A 22,857-nucleotide genomic window follows, 5' to 3' on the forward strand; every position below is an offset into this window, starting at 1 on the left:
AGTGGGTGAAACTATGGCTACATGGTTAGCAATTTTATTAATTGTTATTGCACTTATCGGTGGATTAGTGGGGGGCTTTTTCTTAGCACGTAAATATATGATGGACTATTTAAAAAAGAACCCACCTATTAATGAAGAAATGTTGCGCATGATGATGATGCAAATGGGACAAAAACCATCTCAAAAGAAGATTAATCAAATGATGACAATGATGAATAAAAACATGGACAAAAAAATGTAATATCCATGATGTTGATAATAGCAAAGAGAAGTACGGTAATAAAAATCGTACTCAACTTTGCTATTTTTTTAGGTTAAAATAAAGAAGGGCTTTAAGCGTATGGCTATACCTTACTTGGTATTAATTTTAAGACAAGTGACTTCCACTCTATTAACTGAAAGAGGTAGGGTCTATGTTATGTCAAAGTACGTCCAGTTTATTCATATAGAAAAAAATTAAAAATAAACGTAATATAATTGTGGTTTCGTTTGTTATAATGGATAAGAGGAGGTATGACATACATGATTAGTATCATACTCATTATTGTTATATCAACGATTGTGACTATTTATTTTGGGATAACAAAAGATGTGAATATTATCGCTTCAATTGATGCGCAAAAGGTGCCTGCACATTTAAAAACTAAATTGATTTATTTGTTTATAGTAATGTTATGGTTGACTAGTTTAAGTCTTATATTAGTAATTGCTTTAATCGAAACACATCTTTTTATAGGTCTTATTTTGTTAGTGGTTAGTTTATTATTAATGCTCTCTTTTTATATATATTATTATAAGATAAGTCAGTAGTTTCAATAAAAGACATTGATAGACGTGCGTATAACATGAGTTATGAAAAAACACATTATTAGATGTAAAATCTTAAATAATACGTCGAAGTAAGAAAATTAACGAATTTAAATGTCATGTGATATACTATTGAGTATCGAATGAGAAATGAGGAGGAGCAACATTGACGTATTTAGTATTATCGATTCTTATTGCATTTGTCATGGGGGCAGCGGTCATTGTAATTAGAATGAAAGCGCAAAAATATCCAGTGAATGAAAAGAAAATTCTTTTACCTCCTTTTTTTATGGCAACAGGTGCATTGATGTACGTTGTTCCCTATTTTAGACTTTCTAATTTTGAAATTTTAGAGTCAGTTGTATTAGGTGTGATTTTTTCGAGTGTACTCATTATGACATCACACTTTGAAACAAAAGGGAGCCAAATCTTTTTAAAAAAATCTAAAGCTTTCCCGCTTGTGCTCATCACGCTTCTATTGGTAAGAACAGTATTAAAAGTATTTATAGGCAGTAATATTGATCCGGGTGAGTTAGCAGGTATGTTCTTTTTATTAGCTTTTAGTATGTTATTGCCATGGCGCCTTGCGATGTTACGTCGCTATCGCAAAATTAAGCATCAACTTGTACAATAAAGAGCATATTATTAAAATGTAATGTTTCATTTATGTGTTGTACGTGTCGTTTGTTTTAATAAAAAATGCTTGCAGCTTGGCGATATATTCATACATTGTTGAATCGCTGATATTTATAAATTAACCGTCTTGGATTGAGTTGAGTGTTTCAGCCTCAATCCATTTTTTTAATCATAATCAATATGCTGGAGTGGGATAATGAAATCTCTTGGTTTCAATCTCATTCTTTTTTTAGGTTTATTGAGTTAAAGCGAGGCATTGATATTATCATTAAATGATGAAATGATAGATTTGAAATGGGCGCTTGAATTCCAATAAAAACACCTATACAATAATAACGAACGTTTGTTCTGAGGTGATCAATATGAAAATAATACATACAGCGGATTGGCATTTAGGAAAAGTATTAAATGGCCATTCATTTTTGGAAGATCAACAGTATATTGTGGATCAATTGATAGAAGTGCTTATAAAAGAAAAACCTGATTTGCTCGTTATAGCTGGTGATATCTATGATACAACGTATCCAAATAAGTATGTAATTAGACTAATGGAAAATACTATCGCAAAGATAAATCTAGATTTACGAATTCCTATTGTTATGATTAATGGCAACCATGATGGTAAAGAGCGTCTACGTTATGGAGCTTCATGGTTTCAGCACAATCAATTGTACATTGCTACAGAATTAGAGCAGTGTTTAACGCCATACATATTTGAGGATGTTGCACTCTACACTATGCCGTTTTTTACTGTATCAGAAGCGCGTGAATTTCTGAATGAACCGATTGAAACATATGAGCAAGCGGTTAAGAAATTGATTGCACGTATTCAACCACATTTAGACCAAAATATGACGAATATTTTAGTGGGACATTTCACTTTAAATGGTGCACCTAAAAGTGACTCTGAACGTGAAATTACTGTAGGTACAATTGAAGCGGTCTCACCCCAATTTTTAAATGATTTTGATGCTGTGATGTTAGGGCATATACATCATCCATTTGCGACGCCATTTAAGCATATCGTCTATAGTGGGTCAATTTTGCAATATTCCTTTTCGGAAGCTGGACAAGCAAAAGGGATTCGAATATTTGACGTACAGTCTCATGGAATAAAACAGTCTTTTGTCCCTTTGAAACCTAAACACGAATTAGAAGTAGTCGAAGCAAAATTTGATGATTTAATGAATGGTGAATTTGAGCGTAAAAGTGACGAAAGTTATTTTCACTTTATTGTTGAACAACTCAGTCATGTAAAAGATCCAATGCAAAAGTTAAAGCAAATTTATCCCAACACTTTATCACTAACACAACAAGTACAGACTTCCCAATATCAATCTAAAGCTTTAAAAGATGTTAAAAAAATGCATCCAATAGATATCGTGGAGAAGTTTTATAGTGAAATGACTACTGAAAAGTTATCGGAATTGCAAAAAGAAAATGTATTGGCATTGTTAGAAAAAATAGAAGGGGAGGAATAAAAGATGAAACCGATACGCCTCCATCTTAAAAATTTTGGGCCTTTTTTAGATGAAACCATTGATTTTTCAAATATACAATCGAATCAACTCTTCTTAATTAGCGGAAAAACAGGTTCAGGTAAGACGATGATATTTGATGGAATGGTCTATGCGCTATATGGACGTGCGTCTACTGAAAAACGAGAAGTGAAACATTTGAGAAGTCACTTTGCGCAACCTAAGGAACCATTAACGGTTACCTTTGAATTTGAAATCAACGGCGGTCGTTATAAGGTCGTTCGAGAAGCTTCATTTTTGAAACCAGGAAATAAAAATGAGACAAAACCTAAACTTGAAGTTTACCATTTAAATGGTGACGTTTTTGAGCTGGTTGAAAGTACAATTCAAGCCGGAGACCAATTTATTTTAAATCTTTTAAAGCTTAAACAAGATCAATTTAGACAGTTATTTATCTTGCCTCAAGGCGAATTTAAATCCTTTTTAGTTTCAAATAGCACAGATAAGCAGGCGATTTTGAGAACGCTTTTTAATACGCAATTGTATGACATTCTTAAAAATGAATTGGTAGATAAAACTAAAAATATGAAGAATGAAATTAATCAAATCTATACAAAAATCCAAAGCAGCTGGGATGAAATGTATACATTAGATGACGCTGAATTAGTAGCAGAAAAACAATTGAAAAGTGAACAATATGAATTGATTCTTGATGCATTACCGATGTTTCAACGTATAGGACAACAACAGGTCGACGAAACGGCAGTGGAGAAAAGCAAAAGTGAAGCCGCTATGAAAAAGATAAATGAAGCGGTTGCACGTGAAGAATCACGTCAACAATTAAAACAACAAAAAGCGGACTTAGAACACAAATTAAATCAGTTAAATGAACAACAACCCCGAATTACGGAGCTAGAAAAGAAATTAAAATTGATAACTGAAAGCCAAGTGGCTATCAAAACGTATCAAAATAAGCTTGAATACGAAAAAACACTGAATTCCAAAAAAAGTAAGCAGTCTACTTTAACATCAGAATTTGATGCATTGAAAGAACTAGAAACACAAGATGCAACATTGCTTGAAAAACATTTAGCTCAACAAGAACGGATAGCTCAACAATCACAATTTATCCAAAATACGAGACATTATTTTCAACAAGTCGAACAGTTAAAACAAAAGCAACAGCGTGACCAACAAATCAACGCACAACATCAGCAACTCGTAGAAGAAATGGATAAAGCTAAAAATGAATTACAACAAATTAGTGAAGTGGATATTGAGAAAAAACCGGATTATGAGAAAAAATCACAGTTACAAAATATGCAAATGAGGCTCACTGAACAGCATACGTCACTTATTGAATCTGAAAAGCGCATGCAACTCAAGCTAAAGCATGAAGAAAGTCTTCAACAACTCAACAAACAATATGAAAATTTAACGCATAAAATTGAGGCACAGCGCGCACAATTGCATACGATTTCAAGTCAAGATCAACACTTACTCGATCATGAAAAAGCGGTTGTTACTTTAAGAACAGTTTTACAAGTTGACGAACCTTGTCCTGTGTGTGGGCAACACGTTTCACATGTCGATCATGGTCCGGAGATTGAGGCCATTAAATCATTGCAAAGTGAAAATGCGAAAATTGAAATTCAAATTCGAGAACTCACTGAGCAAAAAATTCATTGCGAAGCAGATATTACGCATACAAAGGAAAGAATAAATGAAATTGGAGACGTTCAATTTGATAAAAATTTATTAAATGAAAATGAAGCACAACTTTTAAATGTTAAAAATGATATAGAAGCCGTTGATCGTGAAAATAAACGGATTGAAGCATTACAACAACAAGTTGAACGTATCAATAAAGTGTTGGATGAAAATATGAGTCAAAAGCAACTTTTAGAAAAAGAACAACAACACATTCAAGAACAGTTAGGAAGTTTTCAACAAATAACAGGATATGATGATATTGTGAAGTTTCAAAAGGCATTTGAGCAAATTGATGCGGAAGTTCAAGACTTTGAAGCGCAAAAAGTAGCGTTAACACAACAATTAGAAAATACACAAAATAAAGTGAAAAATCATCACTATGATCTGCGTCTTATAGCACAACAAATTGATGATGTTACAATACAACTAAATCGACTCGACGAAGAATTGAAAACAGCAATGAAGCAATTAGATATTGCGGATGAGACGACATTAATGACCATTTCAAACGAAAGTGAAAACAAATCTGACTATGCGTCTGAAGTGGAGCAATTTCATCATGAAATACAAGCACTTCAATTTAAACTTCAAGATGTTACGACACAAATTTTAACTATTGAACCGCATGATATAGATATTTTGAAAAAAGAGCAACAAGAAACACAATTACAATATGAGTCTGTGCAAAAGCAGTTGAATGAATTTGCTTTTCAAGTAGATCAAAATAAGAAGACGATACAACGAATAGAACGGGAGATAGCACATTTAAAGCAGACATTGTCAGCACAAATTGAACTCTTTCAACTCGCCGAAATTTTAAATGGAAAAAATGAGCATAATTTAACTTTAGAAAATTATGTACTGATGCATTTTCTAGAACAAATTCTCGTTAAAGCGAATCAAAGATTGTTAAGTATGACAGGTCAACGGTATGAGTTGATTAGGAATGAGAAAAAAGGAAGAGGGTTTAGTGGTTTAGAAATTGAAGTTTTTGACTACTACTCAAACCAATCACGTCATATTACCTCATTATCTGGGGGAGAAACATTTCAAGCGTCACTGGCATTAGCTTTAGGTCTTTGTGAAGTGGTACAAAATGAGCAGGGAGGCATTGCACTAGATGCGATGTTCATTGACGAAGGTTTTGGGACATTAGACCAAGAAACTTTAGAGACAGCGTTAGATACATTAATTCAACTTCAATCGAGTGGACGATTAGTAGGAATTATTTCTCATGTCACTGAATTAAAAAATCGTATCCCTGTTATTTTAGATGTAGTTTCTAAAAATTATCAAAGTACAACTTTATTACGTTACAATGAATAATTATACGTCCTATATTTTTGGACTAGCTTAAAATATAAATGACAGACGGTAAGATAGAGATTCTTTTCTACCTTATCGCCTGTCATTTTTAATGCCCACTTATTTTTGATTTTGACGTAATAAATCGCGGATTTCAGTTAGGAGTACAGTGTTTTCTTCGATAGCTTCTTCCTCTTCTTCTGCTTTCGGTTTCACGAGCGTATTTGCAATTTTAACAAAGATAAATAATGCAAAAGCGATGATAATAAAATCAATGATAGATTGAATAAATATACCATATTTGATACCGAACATTGACCAGTTTTTAGCAAAATCAACTTCGCCAAATAGTAAACCGATTAAAGGCATTATGATGTTTTCGACCAATGATGACACGATTTTATTGAAAGCAGCACCCATTACAACAGCAACAGCTAAATCCAGCACGTTACCTTTTAATGCAAACTCTTTAAATTCTTTTAACATGGCTTTTTTCCCCTCCAATAAACATATTTAATGGCACACCGATTATACATTACTCATAAAATATTGCAAGATTTAATTAATAAAGAAATTGATATGATTCTTAGTTCGTTGATTATACGATAATGTTTTGTTATTGTATATATGTCGATTGCGCTTTAAAATATTTGTACATTGTTAATATAAAGTGCGTGATTATTTAAAATTTAATATATGAAAGGGAGTATGTTATTTTATGAGTTCTTCAACTCCAGAACCAAATGGTAAGAAGTTTTCTCCGGTATTCCTGATTAGTGCAATTATCGTTTTTGCGATTGTGTTAGTCGGTGTGTTCATTCCAACGCAGTTTGGTGAATTTACGAATACGATAAAACTTTGGATTACAGATAAACTGGGTTGGTACTATCTTATTTTAACGACGATTATCGTATTCTTCTGTATCTTCTTAATCTTCAGTCCGATAGGGAAATTGAAGTTAGGCCGACCACACGATAAACCGGAATTCAACACAATTTCTTGGTTTGCGATGCTATTTAGTGCAGGTATGGGGATTGGATTAGTCTTTTATGGTGCAGCAGAGCCAATTTCTCATTTTGCGTCACCCCCTAATGCTGATCCGAAATCAACGGAAGCATTTACTGAATCATTACGTGCGACGTTCTTTCATTGGGGATTCCATGCGTGGGCAGTATATGGTGTTGTCGCACTTGCATTAGCTTATGCGCAATTTAGAAAAGGTGAACCGGGCTTATTATCTAAAACATTACGTCCCATTTTAGGGGATCATGTAGATGGTCTCGTTGGTACGATTATTGATGTTTTAGCTGTATTTGCGACAGTTATTGGGGTAGCCGTTTCTCTAGGTATGGGTGCACTTCAAATCTCAGGTGGTTTACATTACCTATTCGGCACATCTAACAATATCATTACGCAATCTATTATTATTGTTGTCGTGACAATTTTATTTATAATGAGTGCTTGGTCTGGTTTAAGTAAAGGAATTCAATATTTAAGTAACTTGAACATCGGTTTAGGGACTTTATTATTGATTGCCGGGTTAATTGTGGGACCGACAATCTTAATCTTAAACATGTTTACAAGTTCAACGGGAAGCTTATTAAATTCTTTCTTATTTAACAGTTTTGATGCAGCACCAACAAATCCTCAAAAACGTGAATGGATGACAAATTGGACGCTTTACTATTGGGGCTGGTGGCTAAGCTGGAGCCCATTCGTAGGTGTATTTATTGCTCGTGTTTCAAAAGGGCGTTCAATTCGAGAATTTATTTCAGGCGTACTCTTAGTGCCTGTTATTGTAAGTTTCGTTTGGTTTAGTGTGTTTGGCGTTTTAGGTATTGAAACGGCTAAAAAACATACAGAAATTTTCAAAATGTCACCTGAAACACAACTTTTCGGTGTCTTTCATCATGTGCCATTAGGCATGGTGCTTTCAATTATCGCGTTACTTTTAATTGCGTCATTCTTTATTACATCAGCAGACTCAGCGACATTTGTACTAGGTATGCAGACAACATACGGTTCACTTAATCCAAGTGGTTTTGTTAAAGTAACTTGGGGTGTCGCACAATCACTTATCGCATTTGTTTTATTATTATCAGGCGGAGGCGATGGTGCAGCAGGATTAAATGCGTTGCAAAGTGCAGCGATTATTAGTGCCTTGCCGTTCTCATTGATTGTCATACTGATGATGATTAGTTTCTATAAAGATGCGAATAAAGAGCGTAAGTTCTTGGGCTTAACATTAACCCCTAATAAACATCGTTTGAAAGAATATGTCGCAAGTTCACAACAAGATTATGAAGAGGAATTAATTTCAAAACGTAAAGCGTTGCGAGATCAAGAAAAATAAATTCATTTAATTAAAAGACAGGTTTCAATTCACTGAAATGAAAATACAGTGGATGGACCTGTCTTTTTTATTGATCAACAGTTGATTGAAAATCATTCTCAATTAATAATATATACTTATTACACCTGATGAAAGTCATAAGTTTTAGTTATAATAACCGATTAGAAAGTCAAAACTTCAAAACCCCAGTTTTAATCATCATTTAGTTGTTTTCATAAAGCGTTAATTATACAATTAAACCAACGGCATATAAAAATATCAGGGGGGATATTCGATGGCTTCAAAATTAAAAGAACAAGCTAAAAAGTCATTTCAATTAAACGGAAAAAACTTAACGTACTATGATTTGAAAACGTTAGAAGAACAAGGACTTACTCAAGTAAGCCGCTTACCATATTCTATTCGTGTATTACTTGAATCAGTATTGCGTCAAGAAGATGGTTTCGTTATTACAGACGAACATATTAAAGCGCTTTCAAAATTTGGTAAAGAAAATAGTAAAGGTGAAGTGCCATTCAAACCTTCACGTGTTATTTTACAAGACTTTACAGGTGTCCCAGCGGTTGTAGACTTAGCTTCTTTACGTAAAGCAATGGACGATGTTGGCGGAGACTTGTCTAAAATCAACCCAGAAGTTCCTGTAGACCTAGTGATTGACCACTCTGTACAAGTTGATAGTTACGCAAATCCAGAAGCTTTAGAGCGCAACATGAAATTAGAATTCGAACGTAACTATGAACGTTATCAATTTTTGAACTGGGCTACTAAAGCGTTTAAAAATTATAATGCTGTACCTCCAGCAACAGGGATTGTACACCAAGTTAACTTGGAATATTTAGCTAATGTTGTTCACGTACGTGAAGAAGATGGAGAAGACGTTGCATTTCCAGATACATTAGTGGGGACGGACTCACATACTACAATGATTAATGGCCTTGGCGTTTTAGGTTGGGGTGTTGGCGGAATCGAAGCAGAAGCGGGCATGCTTGGTCAGCCATCATACTTCCCAATTCCTGAAGTTATTGGTGTACGTTTATCTAATGAATTGCCTCAAGGTGCAAATGCGACAGACTTAGCATTACGCGTAACAGAGTTATTGCGTAAAAAAGGGGTAGTAGGTAAATTTGTTGAATTCTTCGGTCCAGGTGTAGATAAATTACCTTTAGCTGACCGTGCGACAATTGCCAACATGGCACCAGAATACGGGGCAACTTGTGGTTTCTTCCCTGTTGATGACGAAACGTTAAAATATTTACGTTTAACAGGTCGTTCTGATGAACATATTGAAACAGTTGAAAAGTATTTAAAACAAAATCACCTGTTCTTTGATGTTAATGAAGAGCCAAATTATACAGACGTTGTGGAACTTGATTTATCTACAGTTGAAGCTTCTTTATCAGGTCCAAAACGTCCACAAGATTTAATTTTCTTAAGCGATATGAAAAAAGAGTTCGAAAAATCAGTGACTGCACCAGCGGGTAACCAAGGTCATGGTTTAGACGCATCAGAATTCGATAAAAAGGCAACAATCGAATTCAAAGATGGTTCAACAACTGAAATGACGACAGGTGACATTGCGATTGCAGCGATCACTTCTTGTACAAATACTTCTAACCCTTACGTGATGTTAGGTGCGGGGTTACTAGCTAAAAAAGCTGTTGAAAAAGGATTAGAAGTTCCAGCCTATGTTAAAACGTCTTTAGCACCGGGTTCAAAAGTTGTAACAGGTTATTTACGTGACTCAGGTTTACAAAGCTATTTAGACAAACTTGGCTTTAACTTAGTCGGTTATGGCTGTACAACATGTATTGGTAACTCAGGTCCACTATTAGAAGAAATTGAAAAAGCTGTCGCTAAAGAAGATTTATTAGTAACTTCTGTATTATCAGGTAACCGTAACTTTGAAGGACGTATCCATCCACTTGTCAAAGCGAACTATTTAGCTTCACCACCATTAGTTGTAGCTTATGCTTTAGCGGGAACTGTAGATATTGATTTACACAAAGAAGCTTTAGGCCAAGATGCACAAGGAAACGATGTATTCTTGAAAGATATTTGGCCATCTATTCAAGAGGTAGCAGACGCTGTAGAAAGTGTTGTTACACCTGAATTGTTTAAAGAAGAATATAAGAGTGTTTATGATAACAACGAATTATGGAACCAAATCGATACGACAGATCAACCGTTGTATGATTTTGATCCTGAATCAACGTACATTCAAAACCCAACATTCTTCCAAGGATTATCTAAAGAACCAGGTCACATTGAACCATTAAAAGATTTACGTGTCATGGGTAAATTTGGTGATTCTGTTACAACTGACCATATCTCTCCAGCAGGGGCAATTGGTAAAGATACGCCAGCAGGACACTACTTAACAGAAAATGGTGTTTCTCCACGTGACTTTAACTCTTATGGTTCTCGTCGTGGTAACCACGAAGTCATGGTTCGTGGTACATTTGCCAATATTCGTATTAAAAACCAATTAGCACCAGGAACAGAAGGTGGCTTCACAACATATTGGCCAACTGGAGAAGTAATGCCAATCTTTGATGCAGCTATGAAATATAAAGAAGATGGCACTGGCCTTGTTGTATTAGCAGGTAACGACTATGGTATGGGCTCATCTCGTGACTGGGCTGCGAAAGGTACAAATTTATTAGGTGTAAAAACAGTTATTGCACAAAGTTATGAGCGTATTCACCGTTCTAACTTAGTTATGATGGGTGTTTTACCATTACAATTTAAACAAGGTGAATCAGCGGATACGTTAGGTTTAGACGGTAAAGAAACGATTTCAGTTGAAATTAGCGAATCTGTTCAACCTAGAGACACAGTGAAAGTAACTGCAACGAAAGAAGATGGTTCTACTGTTGAGTTCGAAGCCATTGCACGTTTCGATTCTAATGTAGAAATTGATTACTATCGTCATGGTGGTATTTTACAACTTGTGTTACGTAAAAAATTAGCTTCTTCATAATGAATAGATAAGAAAATATTATATAAAGTCCGGTCATTTTGATGTACCGGGCTTTATTTTTTGATACGTAGAGGTTAATATCCTTGATACATCTATTGCCAAATTCATTATAAGTTTCTAGGGTGGTTTTTTATGGTAAAATGAGTGGCATGAGCGCTAAGAGAAGGAAGGTAAAATAATGATCTACGCATTAACTGAAATCGAAGCACGTTATCAAGAGACAGACCAAATGGGTGTGATTTACCACGGTAACTATGCGACATGGTTTGAAGTTGCACGTACAGACTACATACGCAAACTCGGCTTAGACTATGTAGAAATGGAAGAAGCAGGTATTGTTTCTCCTGTAACAGAACTGAATATTAATTATAAAAAGAGTATTGGTTATCCTGAAAAAGTAACAATTAAAACATGGGTGTCTAAGTTTTCAAAATTACGCTCTCGTTATCAATATGAAGTTTATAATGAAAAAGGTGAGCTTGCGACAACGGGTTATACAGATAATGTCATCATCACTAAAAATGAAGGCAAACCTGTTCGTTTAGATAGAGCTTTTCCAAATTGGTATGAAGTTTATCATGATGTTCAGCAAAGAAATGAAGCGGGCGAAGAGTTAGAAGTCACACAAGAGTCGTCCATATAAAAACATCAATTTGTTTTTATCATCTCGTTTGTGCATCAGCAAATTGCAGGGCAAATGAGGCTATTAAAATTTAGAGTAATGATTATTGTAGTCTTAATAGCTTTGTCATAGAAATTGTTTCAACGCAATCATAAAAAAATCGAGGTTAGGAAATTGTGATTCCACCTCGATTTTTCTTGTTAATTTAATTTATGATTCAATAAGTTCGGCTTCATAAAGCACATCATCATTTTTAATATCTACTTTTATATGATGATCTTCAAAATACCAAACATCTTTTTCTGCTACGATGACATGAATGCCATCAAATTTTTCTTCGTATCCAATTTCATCTATATCACGTGTGTAATCTACATTAAAAGCTGGGCTAAATCCTTGTTTTAATTGGAACTCTCCACCATAGCGAACAAAGAAGCGTAACACTTTTCCGTCTTCTGGTAAGTCAAGTTCATCTTTAAACCAAGTAATGGCATCATTCGTAAATTCTATTTTCATGTCGAATTCTCCTCCCAGTATAAGGATATGATTTGTTTACCTTATTTTAATGGGTTTTAAACTAAATTCAAATTTTAAGTATTACATCCATTTGATTTTAGGTTCAGTCCCTTTAATAATGCGTTTAATATTACTACTATGTCGATAAATGAGTAGAACTGAAACAGCGATGCTCGTTATTAATAATACATAATCACTAATGAAAAATGAGCCAATCACACAACAAATTGCTGCAATGATACTTGATAATGAAACATATTTTGTTAATTTTAAAATGATAAAGAAAATCAAAGCAAGTATTAATAGTAAAATCGGATTAACAGCAAGCAGGACGCCAGCACTTGTCGCCACTGCTTTTCCCCCTCTAAATTTCAAGTAGATAGGGTAAACATGACCGATAATTGCAAAAATTCCTACGAGTAAACCGTGTATTTCCACATTGAATAACGCTGGAAGGAATACAACGATGAACCCTTTAAATATATCAAAAAATGTGACAGCAAACCCAGCTGGTTTACCTAGTACACGGAAACTGTTTGTTGCACCTGTATTGCCGCTCCCATATTCCCTAATATCTTTTTTAAAGAAAATCTTCCCAATTAAATAACCACTTGGAATAGAACCAATTAAATAACTTGCAATGAATAGTAGGGCTATCACCATAAGTATTCACATCCTTTTAGTACCTGCTCTTATTTTAACATAATTTCACAAAGAGTCATGTATTTTTATAGTCGTTTCTGTACATTTAATCAAAAGGTGGACTAAAAAATGGCAATAAATCATTGTTTTTTTGACATATTCCCTAATTTCTAAATAGATGTCAGGATTGATAAAAATAATATTTATTTTAGTCATGATATAGATTAGCGCTTGCATTTTCAATGATTTTATATAAGAATAGCTATTGTATAGTTTGATGAACGAACGTATGTTTGTAGGAGGGGAATTGAGTGTCTGCAAAGAAAGTTAATAATTACTCGGATGATGCAATTCAAGTGCTTGAAGGACTTGAAGCTGTAAGAAAAAGACCGGGGATGTATATAGGATCTACAGATAAACGTGGTTTACACCATTTAGTATATGAAGTCGTAGATAACTCTGTTGATGAAATTTTAAATGGTTATGGTGACGAAATTAACGTCACAATCAATGCAGATGAAAGTATTACTGTAGCGGATAATGGACGTGGTATGCCAACAGGGACACATCGTTCTGGAAAGCCTACTGTCGAAGTGATATTTACTGTGCTACATGCCGGCGGGAAATTTGGACAAGGTGGTTATAAAACGTCTGGTGGTTTGCATGGTGTAGGGGCGTCAGTTGTGAATGCGTTAAGTGAATCGCTCAGCGTTGAAATTCATCGTGACGGAAAAATATTTGAGCAACACTTCGCTCACGGAGGTGTGCCACAAACAAAATTAGTTCAAAAAGGCACAACGAAAAAGACAGGAACAAAGGTGACATTCAAGCCGGATCCTGAAATCTTTAAAAATGCTACAAGCTTTAATTTTGATACGTTAAGTGAACGTTTGCAAGAATCTGCCTTCTTATTACAAGGATTAAAGATTACACTTGATGATCAACGTAAAGGAAAAGAACGCAGCGAAATTTACCATTATGAAGAAGGGATTAAAGCTTTTGTAAGCTATGTGAATGAAGGTAAAGAAGTCTTACATGATGTGGCTTTGTTCCAAGGAACGGCTAATGAAATCGAAGTGGATGTCTCTTTTCAATACAACGATCAATATTCTGAAAGCCTTATGAGCTTTGTTAACAACGTCCGTACTAAAGACGGTGGTACACACGAGGTGGGCTTTAAAACAGCCATGACACGTGTGTTTAATGATTATGCGCGACGTATTGGTGATTTGAAAGCAAAAGATAAGAATTTAGAAGGTAATGATATTCGTGAAGGCTTAACTGCAATTATTTCTGTACGGATACCTGAGCATTTATTGCAATTTGAAGGACAGACAAAATCAAAGTTAGGTACGCCTGAAGCAAGAAGTGCAGTTGATGCTGTCGTTTCTGAAAAATTACCGTATTACTTAGAAGAAAAAGGACAATTATCAAAATCGTTAGTGAAAAAAGCGATTAAGGCACAACAAGCAAGAGAAGCTGCACGTAAAGCAAGAGAAGAAGCGAGATCAGGTAAAAAGAATAAACGTAAAGATACATTATTATCTGGTAAGTTAACACCAGCACAGAGTAAAAACACTGAGAAAAACGAACTTTATCTTGTCGAAGGGGATTCTGCAGGGGGTTCTGCTAAACTTGGACGTGATCGTAAATTTCAAGCTATTTTACCTTTGCGAGGTAAAGTCATTAATACAGAAAAAGCCAAGTTAGAAGACATCTTCAAAAACGAAGAAATCAATACAATCATCCATACAATTGGTGCTGGCGTCGGTAATGATTTTAGTTTAGAAGACAGTAATTACAACCGCGTCATTATTATGACCGATGCGGATACGGATGGTGCCCACATACAAGTATTGCTACTGACATTTTTCTTTAAGTATATGCGACCACTTGTAGCGGCAGGACGTGTGTATATCGCGTTACCACCCCTTTATAAGCTAGAAAAAGGTAAAGGTAAAAATAAACAAGTCTCATATGCATGGACAGATGAAGAGCTAGAAAAATTACAAAAAGAGATGGGTAAAGGTTTTATTTTACAGCGTTATAAAGGTTTAGGTGAGATGAATCCAGACCAGTTATGGGAAACAACGATGAATCCAGAGACAAGAACGTTGATTCGTGTTCAAATTGATGACGAGGTACGTTCATCTAAACGTGTTTCAACATTAATGGGTGATAAAGTTGCGCCACGTAGAGATTGGATTGAACGTCATGTTCAATTTGGCATGCAGGAAGATCAAAGCATTTTAGAAAATGATGAGATTCAAGTTTTGTCAGACCAGACAGTTGAAGAGGAGGATGCATAATGAGTGAAATCATCCAAAATTTACCTTTAGAGGACGTGATTGGAGATCGATTCGGTCGTTATAGTAAATACATTATTCAAGAGCGTGCTTTACCTGATGTACGTGACGGTTTAAAACCAGTACAGCGTCGTATCCTTTATTCAATGTATTCCAATGGCAACACGTATGACAAACATTTTCGAAAGAGTGCTAAAACAGTCGGTGATGTTATAGGTCAATTACATCCACACGGCGATAGCTCTGTATATGATGCGATGGTACGTTTGAGCCAAGACTGGAAATTACGTCATGTATTAGTTGAGATGCATGGGAATAACGGAAGTATTGATAATGACCCGCCTGCAGCGATGCGTTATACTGAAGCAAAATTGAGCCAGCTTTCTGAGCAAATCTTGCGTGATATTCATAAAGATACGGTAGATTTTGTTCCGAACTACGATGATACTGAAATGGAGCCTATGGTATTACCGGCACGTTTTCCAAATTTATTGGTCAATGGCTCAACAGGCATTTCTGCAGGTTATGCCACGGATATTCCGCCACATAATTTAGCAGAAGTGATTACAGCGACGTTAAAGTATATCGATCATCCTAATATTACTGTCAATCAGTTAATGAAACATATTAAAGGCCCTGATTTTCCTACTGGTGGTATTGTACAAGGGATTGACGGTATTAAAAAAGCTTATGAGACAGGTAAAGGCAAGGTTGTTGTCCGCGCGAAGTCTGAAACTGAAACGTTGAGAAACGGACGTCATCAAATTGTTGTTACTGAAATTCCTTATGAAGTGAATAAAAGTAGTCTCGTTAAAAAAATTGATGAGCTTCGTGCTGATAAAAAAGTGGACGGTATCGTTGAAGTACGTGACGAAACGGATCGAAGCGGTCTTCGAATTGCAATTGAACTTAAAAAAGATGTCAATGCGACTTCAGTGTTAAATTTTTTATTTAAAAATACGGACTTACAAGTTGCATATAATTTCAATATGGTTGCGATACGCGAAGGACGTCCTCAATTAATGGGCATTAAATCAATCATCGATAGTTATTTAAACCATCAAATCGAAGTCGTGAGTCGACGTACACGTTATGATTTGAAACATACGGAAGAGAGAATGCATATTGTAGAAGGACTAATGAAAGCTTTATCGATTTTAGATGAAGTGATTGCGTTAATTAGAAATTCCAAAAATAAACGTGATGCTAAAGATAATTTAGTTGAAAAATACGATTTTACTGAAGCTCAAGCTGAAGCGATTGTGATGTTGCAATTATATCGCCTGACAAATACGGACATTGTGGCACTTCAAGAAGAACATGCAGAGTTAAAAGAAAAAATCGATGCATTACGCCACATTCTAGATCACCATGATGCATTATTAAATGTCATTAAAGAAGAACTTACAGCGATTAAAAAGCAATTTAAATCACCACGTCTCTCAGTGATTGAAGAAAAAATAGCAGAAATCAAAATCGACAAAGAAGTCATTGTACCGAGTGAAACAGTGATGTTAAGTATTACGCAAGAAGGCTACATTAAAAGAACATCATTACGTAGTTTTAATGCAAGTGGCAAAGATGAAATCGGATTGAAAGAGCAAGATGGTGTACTTAAAATTTTAGAAGTCAATACGCAAGACAATGCGCTTGTTTTTACAAATAAAGGGCGTTACTTGTTCATTCCCGTTCATAAAATTGCAGATATCAAATGGAAGGATTTGGGACAACATGTTTCTCAGATTGTGCCGATTGATGAGGATGAGCGAGTTATTGATTGCTATGTTGTTTCTGAATTCGATGATCAAAGTGCCATCATCACAGCGACACGTCAAGGTATGATTAAGAAAAGCTTGCTCTCTGGTTTTAAATCAACACGCACGAATAAACCACTCGTGGCAGCTAAAATTAAAGATGGCGATGAATTGATTTCAGTCATGCATGTGTCAACGAAGACCCCTTCGCAGTTATTGACATTTTTAACTTTCAAAGGGATGTCACTCACATATGCGCTTGAAGAATTACCTGATACGGGTTTACGTGCTGCAGGTGTTAAGGGAATTAATTTAAAAAATGATGACCATGTTGTGATGGTTAATACAGTTTCACCACAAGACACGATTTTAATTGCGACTCAGCGTGGTTCACTTAAACGTATCGCTTTTAAAGTCTTACAACAAGCGAAACGTGCTCAACGTGGAATTACATTGTTGAAAGAGTTAAAGAAACAGCCGCATCGTATTGTGTCAGCGCGCGTGTGTCAACCTGATCAAAATCGCTACAAACTGATTTCTCAAAATGATACTTTTGAAGGCGAAATTAAAGATATTCATTTATCAGAGCAATATACAAATGGTAGCTTCGTTGTCGATACAACAGTATTTGGCGAGATAGAGAATCTGTTTGTTGAATAAGCACTAAAAAAATTTATAGTCACTGTTATACTTTGATGATAAAATGGGGCTAGTTGTTTTAACTTGATTGTTTACATTTTGAAATTAAAAAGTAAAGAGGGATTTGTGTGAGAGATTTTGATAGTTTAATTCCGGGGTGGTTTAAGGCTTTTATTCATGTCGGTAATGATTTGATTTGGTCTCAGTATTTAATTGGTTTACTTTTAACAGCAGGTTTATTTTTCTCAATTAGTTCTAAGTTTGTTCAAATCAGATGGATTCCAGAAATGTTTAGAGCTTTAACTGAAAAATCGGAAACTTTAGACAGTGGTGAAAAAGGTATTTCACCATTCCAGGCTTTTGCAATCAGTGCGGGTTCTCGAGTGGGAACGGGTAATATCGCTGGTGTTGCAACTGCAATCGTATTAGGTGGCCCTGGTGCAGTTTTTTGGATGTGGATTATAGCAATCATAGGGGCAGCGAGTGCATTTATTGAAGCCACTTTAGCACAAGTATATAAAGTGCCAGATAAAGAAGGCGGTTTCCGTGGAGGCCCTGCATATTATATTACTAAAGGACTCAATCAACGTTGGTTAGGTGTTTTGTTTGCGATATTAATTACAATTACATTTGCATTTGTTTTTAATACAGTGCAATCCAATACAATTGCTGAATCGTTAAATACGCAATACAACGTAAGTCCTGTGATTACAGGGATTATTTTAGCAGTCATTACTGCGATTGTTATTTTTGGTGGTGTGCGTAGTATTGCAACATTATCATCATTTATCGTTCCAATTATGGCAATTATTTATATTTTCATGGTATTAATTATTTTATTATTAAACTTTGATCAAATCTTGCCGATGATTTCAACTATTATTAAAAGTGCTTTTGGTATTGATCAAGCAGCGGGTGGCGCTGTAGGATTTGCTGTATTACAAGGTGTTAAACGTGGTCTGTTTTCAAATGAAGCAGGGATGGGTTCAGCACCAAATGCTGCAGCAACAGCCGCAGTCTCACATCCGGTTAAGCAAGGATTAATTCAATCACTCGGTGTATTTTTTGATACGATTTTAGTTTGTACTGCAACAGCGATTATGATTTTGTTATATACAGGTTTGAAGTTCGGTGAAGGACAACCACAAGGTGTGGCTGTGACACAATCAGCATTGAATGAGCATTTAGGTAGTGCTGGTGGAATTTTCCTTACAGTAGCGATTACATTATTTGCTTTTTCATCTGTAATTGGTAACTACTACTATGGTCAATCCAATATCGAATTTTTATCGACGAATAAAATGGTACTTTTTGTATTTCGTTGTTTTGTCGTTTTACTTGTATTTGTTGGCGCAGTCGTTAAAACTGAGACAGTTTGGAATACTGCAGACGTCTTTATGGGATTAATGGCAATCGTTAATATCGTGGCGATTATTGGACTTTCTAATATTGCTTTTGCAGTGATGAAAGATTATCAGAAACAACGAAAAGCAGGAAAACGACCGATTTTCAGACCAGAAGAATTAGAAATTAATTTATTTGGTATTGAATGTTGGGGTAACGAAATTCATAAAAATAAAAAACACGATTAGTTTCAATAAGGGCTGAGGCATGAATGTCTACAGCCCTTTATTAACAATTTTTTTAAGTGGAACGTTGATGAGTGAGCGTGTTATTTTAATATTGTATAACATTTGTCATTTAAACATATTTTTTTGTGAATAAGCCATGATTTTGTGCTTTTCATCTTCGGCAATAAGCGGTATGATTTGAATTGGATGTAAGAGGTGAAGACAGTGAATCAGTATACAATTAAAAAAGTCCTCAATAATAATGTACTTATTTGCCAACATCAACAATCTGAAGTGATTATCATCGGAAAAGGATTAGGGTTTAATAAAAAACCGGGCATGACAATTCGAGATCCAGAAACGATTGAGAAAGTTTTCAAATTAGAAAGCAAATCGGAGCAAGATCATTATAAAATGTTAATTGCGCACACTGATGAACGGGTGTTGCGTGTTGTCATTGATTCTGTTCAAATGATTATGTCGCATTTCGATTTGAGTCATGAAGAATCTTTTGTCGTTTCGTTAACAGATCATTTGATTTTTGCATTAAAGCGTATGGAAAACGGGCAATTAATTACTAATCCATTTTTAAGTGAGACAAAATATAGCTATCCAGAAGCTTATCAAATTGCGAAAAAAGTGGTGACGCGAATTAACTTGCAACTCAACATTGATTTTCCGGAAGATGAAGTCGGCTTTATTGCACTTCATATCGCTTCGCAGATCAATGATGTTGAATTTGGAGAAATGCAAACCGTTCCGAAATTAATTAATAATGCTATTCGAATGATTGAACATGATATGGGGATTGAAATTCCAGAGTCATCTATTCCATATCAACGTTTTGTAAGACATATCCATTTCTTATTGCAACGATTGAAAAAAGGTGAAGGCACCAACATTGAATTGAATTTTGAAAATCTATTGAAGACACAATACCCATTATGTTACAATATAGCTGTTAAAATAGTTAAAATGATTCAATCACAAATTGATGTTCGCGTATATGAAGCTGAAGTGGCATATTTAACGATGCATATCCATCAGCTGTCGCTCGCATCTAAAAAACAAGCATAAAAACGTGTTACTAAGTTAGATTAGGCATGAGTTTAAAACATTGTGAACAGTTTTCACATGTCGTTGACTCATGCCCTTTTTTTATGTCGTGTGAAGTGTGATGTGTCATAAATATAGGGAGGTTTATGTAGTGAGAAAGAAATTGTTTGGACAATTGCAACGTATTGGTAAAGCATTAATGTTACCGGTTGCGATTTTGCCAGCTGCAGGGCTACTTCTTGCATTTGGTGCAGCATTACAAGGTGATCAGTTACAATCGTATTTACCTTTTATTCAAAACCATGGTGTTCAAAATGTAGCTGAAATGATGGCTGCGGCGGGAAGTATTATCTTTGATAACTTGCCTATCATTTTTGCGATGGGTGTGGCCATTGGTTTAGCAGGTGGAGATGGTGTAGCTGCCATTGCCGCATTTGTAGGTTTTATTATTTTAAACAAAACGATGGGTGAATTTTTAGGTGTTACACCTGATAATGTTAGCGACACAGCAAAAGGTTATGCAAGTGTACTTGGTATTCCAACGCTACAAACAGGGGTATTTGGTGGTATCATCATTGGTGCGCTTGCGGCTTGGTGTTACAACAAGTTTTATAATATTTCGTTACCTTCGTACTTAGGTTTCTTTGCAGGTAAACGTTTTGTACCTATTGTGATGGCGACAACATCATTTTTATTAGCATTTCCGATGGCATTGATTTGGCCTATTATTCAAAACGGTTTAAATGCTTTTAGTGAAGGTTTACTCGACTCAAATACAGGTTTAGCTGTATTCTTATTTGGATTTATTAAACGTCTATTAATACCATTTGGTCTACACCACATTTTCCATGCACCATTCTGGTTTGAATTTGGTTCATATACAAACGGTGCAGGACAAATTTTCCGTGGGGACCAACGTATCTTTATTGAGCAAATCCGTGAAGGTGCGAACTTAACAGCAGGTAAATTTATGCAAGGTGAGTTCCCAGTTATGATGTTTGGTTTACCGGCAGCTGCGTTAGCAATTTATCATACGGCTAAACCGGAAAATAAAAAAGTTGTAGCAGGTTTAATGGGTTCTGCTGCTTTAACATCATTTTTAACAGGTATTACAGAGCCACTTGAATTTTCATTCTTATTTGTGGCACCATTATTATTCTTTATTCATGCTGTATTAGATGGTTTCAGCTTTTTAATTTTATACTTACTTGACTTACATTTAGGTTATACATTCTCTGGTGGATTTATCGATTTCTTATTATTAGGTATTTTACCAAACCAAACGAAATGGTGGCTTGTTATACCAGTCGGCTTAGTGTATGCGGTGATTTACTACTTTGTGTTCCGCTTCCTTATCGTCAAGTTCAATTACAAAACACCTGGACGTGAAGATAAACAAACAAAAGCAACGACAACATCGACAAGTGATTTACCATATGAAGTTTTAGAAGCGATGGGTGATAAAGACAACATTAAGCATTTAGATGCATGTATCACAAGACTACGTGTAGAGGTGAATGATAAATCTAAAGTAGACGTCGCACGTTTGAAAGATTTAGGTGCATCAGGTGTACTTGAAGTCGGTAATAATATGCAAGCGATATTTGGTCCAAAATCAGACCAAATCAAACATGAAATGCAACAAATTATGGATGGTAAAGTGGTTAGAGATCCTGTGACACTTGATGATAATGATGAAACAGTTATTGTTGATGGTTCACAATCAGATCTTGAAGTGACACATTCTGGTCTTGTATCCGCACCAATGAGTGGTGAAATTGTGCCACTTTCAGAAGTACCTGACCAAGTCTTTAGTGAAAAAATGATGGGTGAAGGTATTGCAATTCGTCCAAGTGAAGGTGAAATTTATGCACCATTTGATGGCAAAATTCAACTCGTATTCCCAACTAAGCATGCACTAGGTCTGGTTTCAGACAATGGTTTAGAATTGCTTATCCATGTTGGTCTAGATACGGTGAAGTTAAATGGTGAAGGCTTTACTGTTCATGTTGAAGAAGGGCAAGAAATTAAAGCAGGCGATCATTTAATGACCGTTGATTTAGAATTAATTAGAAAATCAGCGAAAAGCGATATTACGCCAATTATTGTAACGCAATCTGAAATTAAACATCTTGATTATACAGATGTGCAAACTGTTCAGCATGGTGATAAAATTTTTGAAATTTAACAGATAAGTTTGGAATGAAGGTCAAGATGCATTTGACTTGATGACATTAACCGATGTATTGACAATTATGGTTAAGCTTTAATCTTAATAGAAATCGCTCTAAGATGGTATTTGATTATAATCATCTTAGAGCTTTTTTATATTATTCGTGTGATTTCATTTTCTAAGGAAAACATCGTTCAACAGAAAATCATGCTTTATTATTTGAAATTTTCGGTTTATAGTCTGAAGAGCGTTGGTAATATTAATGGTATAATGAAGCGTATGAGGTTCATCGTTTAGATAGAAATA

The 22,857-nt window shown here is 35.2% G+C and carries 16 protein-coding genes; 13 read left to right on the plus strand and 3 right to left on the minus strand.

Annotated features, from left to right (window positions below):
- Nucleotides 1–13: 13 nt before the first annotated feature.
- The 5 genes from HMPREF1208_RS03670 (at nucleotide 14) to sbcC (ending at nucleotide 5,960) form a co-directional block, all read left to right on the plus strand.
- On the plus strand, nucleotides 14–241 hold the full coding sequence (locus tag HMPREF1208_RS03670; protein WP_014613986.1) for a YneF family protein: 228 nt from the start codon (nucleotides 14–16) through the stop codon (nucleotides 239–241).
- A gap of 281 nt (nucleotides 242–522) precedes the next feature.
- On the plus strand, nucleotides 523–810 hold the full coding sequence (locus HMPREF1208_RS03675) for a hypothetical protein (RefSeq protein ID WP_016425006.1): 288 nt from the start codon (nucleotides 523–525) through the stop codon (nucleotides 808–810).
- A gap of 163 nt (nucleotides 811–973) precedes the next feature.
- Complete coding sequence (locus tag HMPREF1208_RS03680) at nucleotides 974–1,441, plus strand: CcdC family protein (protein ID WP_016425007.1); 468 nt, start codon at nucleotides 974–976, stop codon at nucleotides 1,439–1,441.
- Between the two features lie 364 nt (nucleotides 1,442–1,805).
- Nucleotides 1,806–2,924 (plus strand): exonuclease subunit SbcD, encoded by a 1,119-nt coding sequence (gene sbcD / locus HMPREF1208_RS03685; protein WP_016425008.1) that lies wholly within the window; start codon nucleotides 1,806–1,808, stop codon nucleotides 2,922–2,924.
- Between the two features lie 3 nt (nucleotides 2,925–2,927).
- Nucleotides 2,928–5,960, plus strand: coding sequence for an exonuclease subunit SbcC (sbcC, locus tag HMPREF1208_RS03690; RefSeq protein WP_016425009.1), 3,033 nt, complete (start codon nucleotides 2,928–2,930; stop codon nucleotides 5,958–5,960).
- Nucleotides 5,961–6,059: 99 nt separating this feature from the next.
- On the opposite strand, the gene mscL is transcribed toward sbcC, so the two are convergent.
- Nucleotides 6,060–6,425: a large conductance mechanosensitive channel protein MscL gene (gene mscL, locus HMPREF1208_RS03695; protein WP_016425010.1), complete on the minus strand. Its 366-nt coding sequence runs from the start codon at nucleotides 6,423–6,425 to the stop codon at nucleotides 6,060–6,062.
- Nucleotides 6,426–6,657: 232 nt separating this feature from the next.
- On the opposite strand from mscL, the gene HMPREF1208_RS03700 reads away from it, so the two are divergent.
- The 3 genes from HMPREF1208_RS03700 (at nucleotide 6,658) to menI (ending at nucleotide 11,915) form a co-directional block, all read left to right on the plus strand.
- Nucleotides 6,658–8,292: a BCCT family transporter gene (locus HMPREF1208_RS03700; protein ID WP_016425011.1), complete on the plus strand. Its 1,635-nt coding sequence runs from the start codon at nucleotides 6,658–6,660 to the stop codon at nucleotides 8,290–8,292.
- A 274-nt stretch (nucleotides 8,293–8,566) separates the two neighbouring features.
- Complete coding sequence (acnA, locus tag HMPREF1208_RS03705; RefSeq protein WP_016425012.1) at nucleotides 8,567–11,272, plus strand: aconitate hydratase AcnA; 2,706 nt, start codon at nucleotides 8,567–8,569, stop codon at nucleotides 11,270–11,272.
- A 178-nt stretch (nucleotides 11,273–11,450) separates the two neighbouring features.
- Nucleotides 11,451–11,915, plus strand: a complete 465-nt coding sequence (gene menI / locus HMPREF1208_RS03710; RefSeq protein ID WP_016425013.1) for a 1,4-dihydroxy-2-naphthoyl-CoA hydrolase MenI — start codon at nucleotides 11,451–11,453, stop codon at nucleotides 11,913–11,915.
- 189 nt (nucleotides 11,916–12,104) lie between these two features.
- Here the strand turns inward: menI and HMPREF1208_RS03715 are convergent, their stop codons facing one another.
- Together HMPREF1208_RS03715 and plsY are read right to left on the minus strand one after the other, a co-directional pair.
- A complete protein-coding gene (locus tag HMPREF1208_RS03715; protein ID WP_016425014.1) occupies nucleotides 12,105–12,410 on the minus strand; it encodes a HesB/YadR/YfhF family protein in 306 nt (101 codons plus the stop codon).
- Nucleotides 12,411–12,491: 81 nt separating this feature from the next.
- Nucleotides 12,492–13,073: a glycerol-3-phosphate 1-O-acyltransferase PlsY gene (gene plsY / locus HMPREF1208_RS03720; protein ID WP_016425015.1), complete on the minus strand. Its 582-nt coding sequence runs from the start codon at nucleotides 13,071–13,073 to the stop codon at nucleotides 12,492–12,494.
- Between the two features lie 290 nt (nucleotides 13,074–13,363).
- On the opposite strand from plsY, the gene parE reads away from it, so the two are divergent.
- The 5 genes from parE to ptsG all read left to right on the plus strand — a co-directional run bounded on the left by parE (nucleotide 13,364) and on the right by ptsG (nucleotide 22,566).
- Entirely contained in the window at nucleotides 13,364–15,361 is a 1,998-nt protein-coding gene (gene parE / locus HMPREF1208_RS03725) for a DNA topoisomerase IV subunit B (RefSeq protein WP_016425016.1), read from the plus strand.
- Nucleotides 15,361–17,772: a DNA topoisomerase IV subunit A gene (gene parC, locus HMPREF1208_RS03730; protein ID WP_016425017.1), complete on the plus strand. Its 2,412-nt coding sequence runs from the start codon at nucleotides 15,361–15,363 to the stop codon at nucleotides 17,770–17,772. Before parE ends, parC begins: the two co-directional genes overlap by 1 nt.
- A 107-nt stretch (nucleotides 17,773–17,879) precedes the next feature.
- Nucleotides 17,880–19,343: an alanine/glycine:cation symporter family protein gene (locus HMPREF1208_RS03735; protein ID WP_016425018.1), complete on the plus strand. Its 1,464-nt coding sequence runs from the start codon at nucleotides 17,880–17,882 to the stop codon at nucleotides 19,341–19,343.
- Between the two features lie 204 nt (nucleotides 19,344–19,547).
- Nucleotides 19,548–20,399, plus strand: a complete 852-nt coding sequence (gene glcT / locus HMPREF1208_RS03740; protein WP_016425019.1) for a glucose PTS transporter transcription antiterminator GlcT — start codon at nucleotides 19,548–19,550, stop codon at nucleotides 20,397–20,399.
- 130 nt (nucleotides 20,400–20,529) lie between these two features.
- The gene (gene ptsG, locus HMPREF1208_RS03745; RefSeq protein WP_016425020.1) at nucleotides 20,530–22,566 is read left to right on the plus strand and encodes a glucose-specific PTS transporter subunit IIBC; all 2,037 of its coding nucleotides are present in this window, start codon (nucleotides 20,530–20,532) and stop codon (nucleotides 22,564–22,566) included.
- The last annotated feature ends 291 nt before the right edge of the window (nucleotides 22,567–22,857 follow it).

Source organism: Staphylococcus sp. HGB0015, from assembly GCF_000411275.1.
GTDB lineage: Bacteria > Bacillota > Bacilli > Staphylococcales > Staphylococcaceae > Staphylococcus > Staphylococcus schleiferi.

Excerpts from the sequence above, each read along its gene's own strand:
- HMPREF1208_RS03670 (WP_014613986.1), top strand. The coding sequence starts at position 14 with ATGGCTACATGGTTAGCAATTTTATTAATTGTTATTGCACTTATCGGT.
- HMPREF1208_RS03675 (WP_016425006.1), top strand. The coding sequence starts at position 523 with ATGATTAGTATCATACTCATTATTGTTATATCAACGATTGTGACTATT.
- sbcD (WP_016425008.1), top strand. The coding sequence starts at position 1,806 with ATGAAAATAATACATACAGCGGATTGGCATTTAGGAAAAGTATTAAAT.
- sbcC (WP_016425009.1), top strand. The coding sequence starts at position 2,928 with ATGAAACCGATACGCCTCCATCTTAAAAATTTTGGGCCTTTTTTAGAT.
- mscL (WP_016425010.1), bottom strand. The coding sequence starts at position 6,425 with ATGTTAAAAGAATTTAAAGAGTTTGCATTAAAAGGTAACGTGCTGGAT.
- HMPREF1208_RS03700 (WP_016425011.1), top strand. The coding sequence starts at position 6,658 with ATGAGTTCTTCAACTCCAGAACCAAATGGTAAGAAGTTTTCTCCGGTA.
- acnA (WP_016425012.1), top strand. The coding sequence starts at position 8,567 with ATGGCTTCAAAATTAAAAGAACAAGCTAAAAAGTCATTTCAATTAAAC.
- menI (WP_016425013.1), top strand. The coding sequence starts at position 11,451 with ATGATCTACGCATTAACTGAAATCGAAGCACGTTATCAAGAGACAGAC.
- HMPREF1208_RS03715 (WP_016425014.1), bottom strand. The coding sequence starts at position 12,410 with ATGAAAATAGAATTTACGAATGATGCCATTACTTGGTTTAAAGATGAA.
- plsY (WP_016425015.1), bottom strand. The coding sequence starts at position 13,073 with ATGGTGATAGCCCTACTATTCATTGCAAGTTATTTAATTGGTTCTATT.
- parC (WP_016425017.1), top strand. The coding sequence starts at position 15,361 with ATGAGTGAAATCATCCAAAATTTACCTTTAGAGGACGTGATTGGAGAT.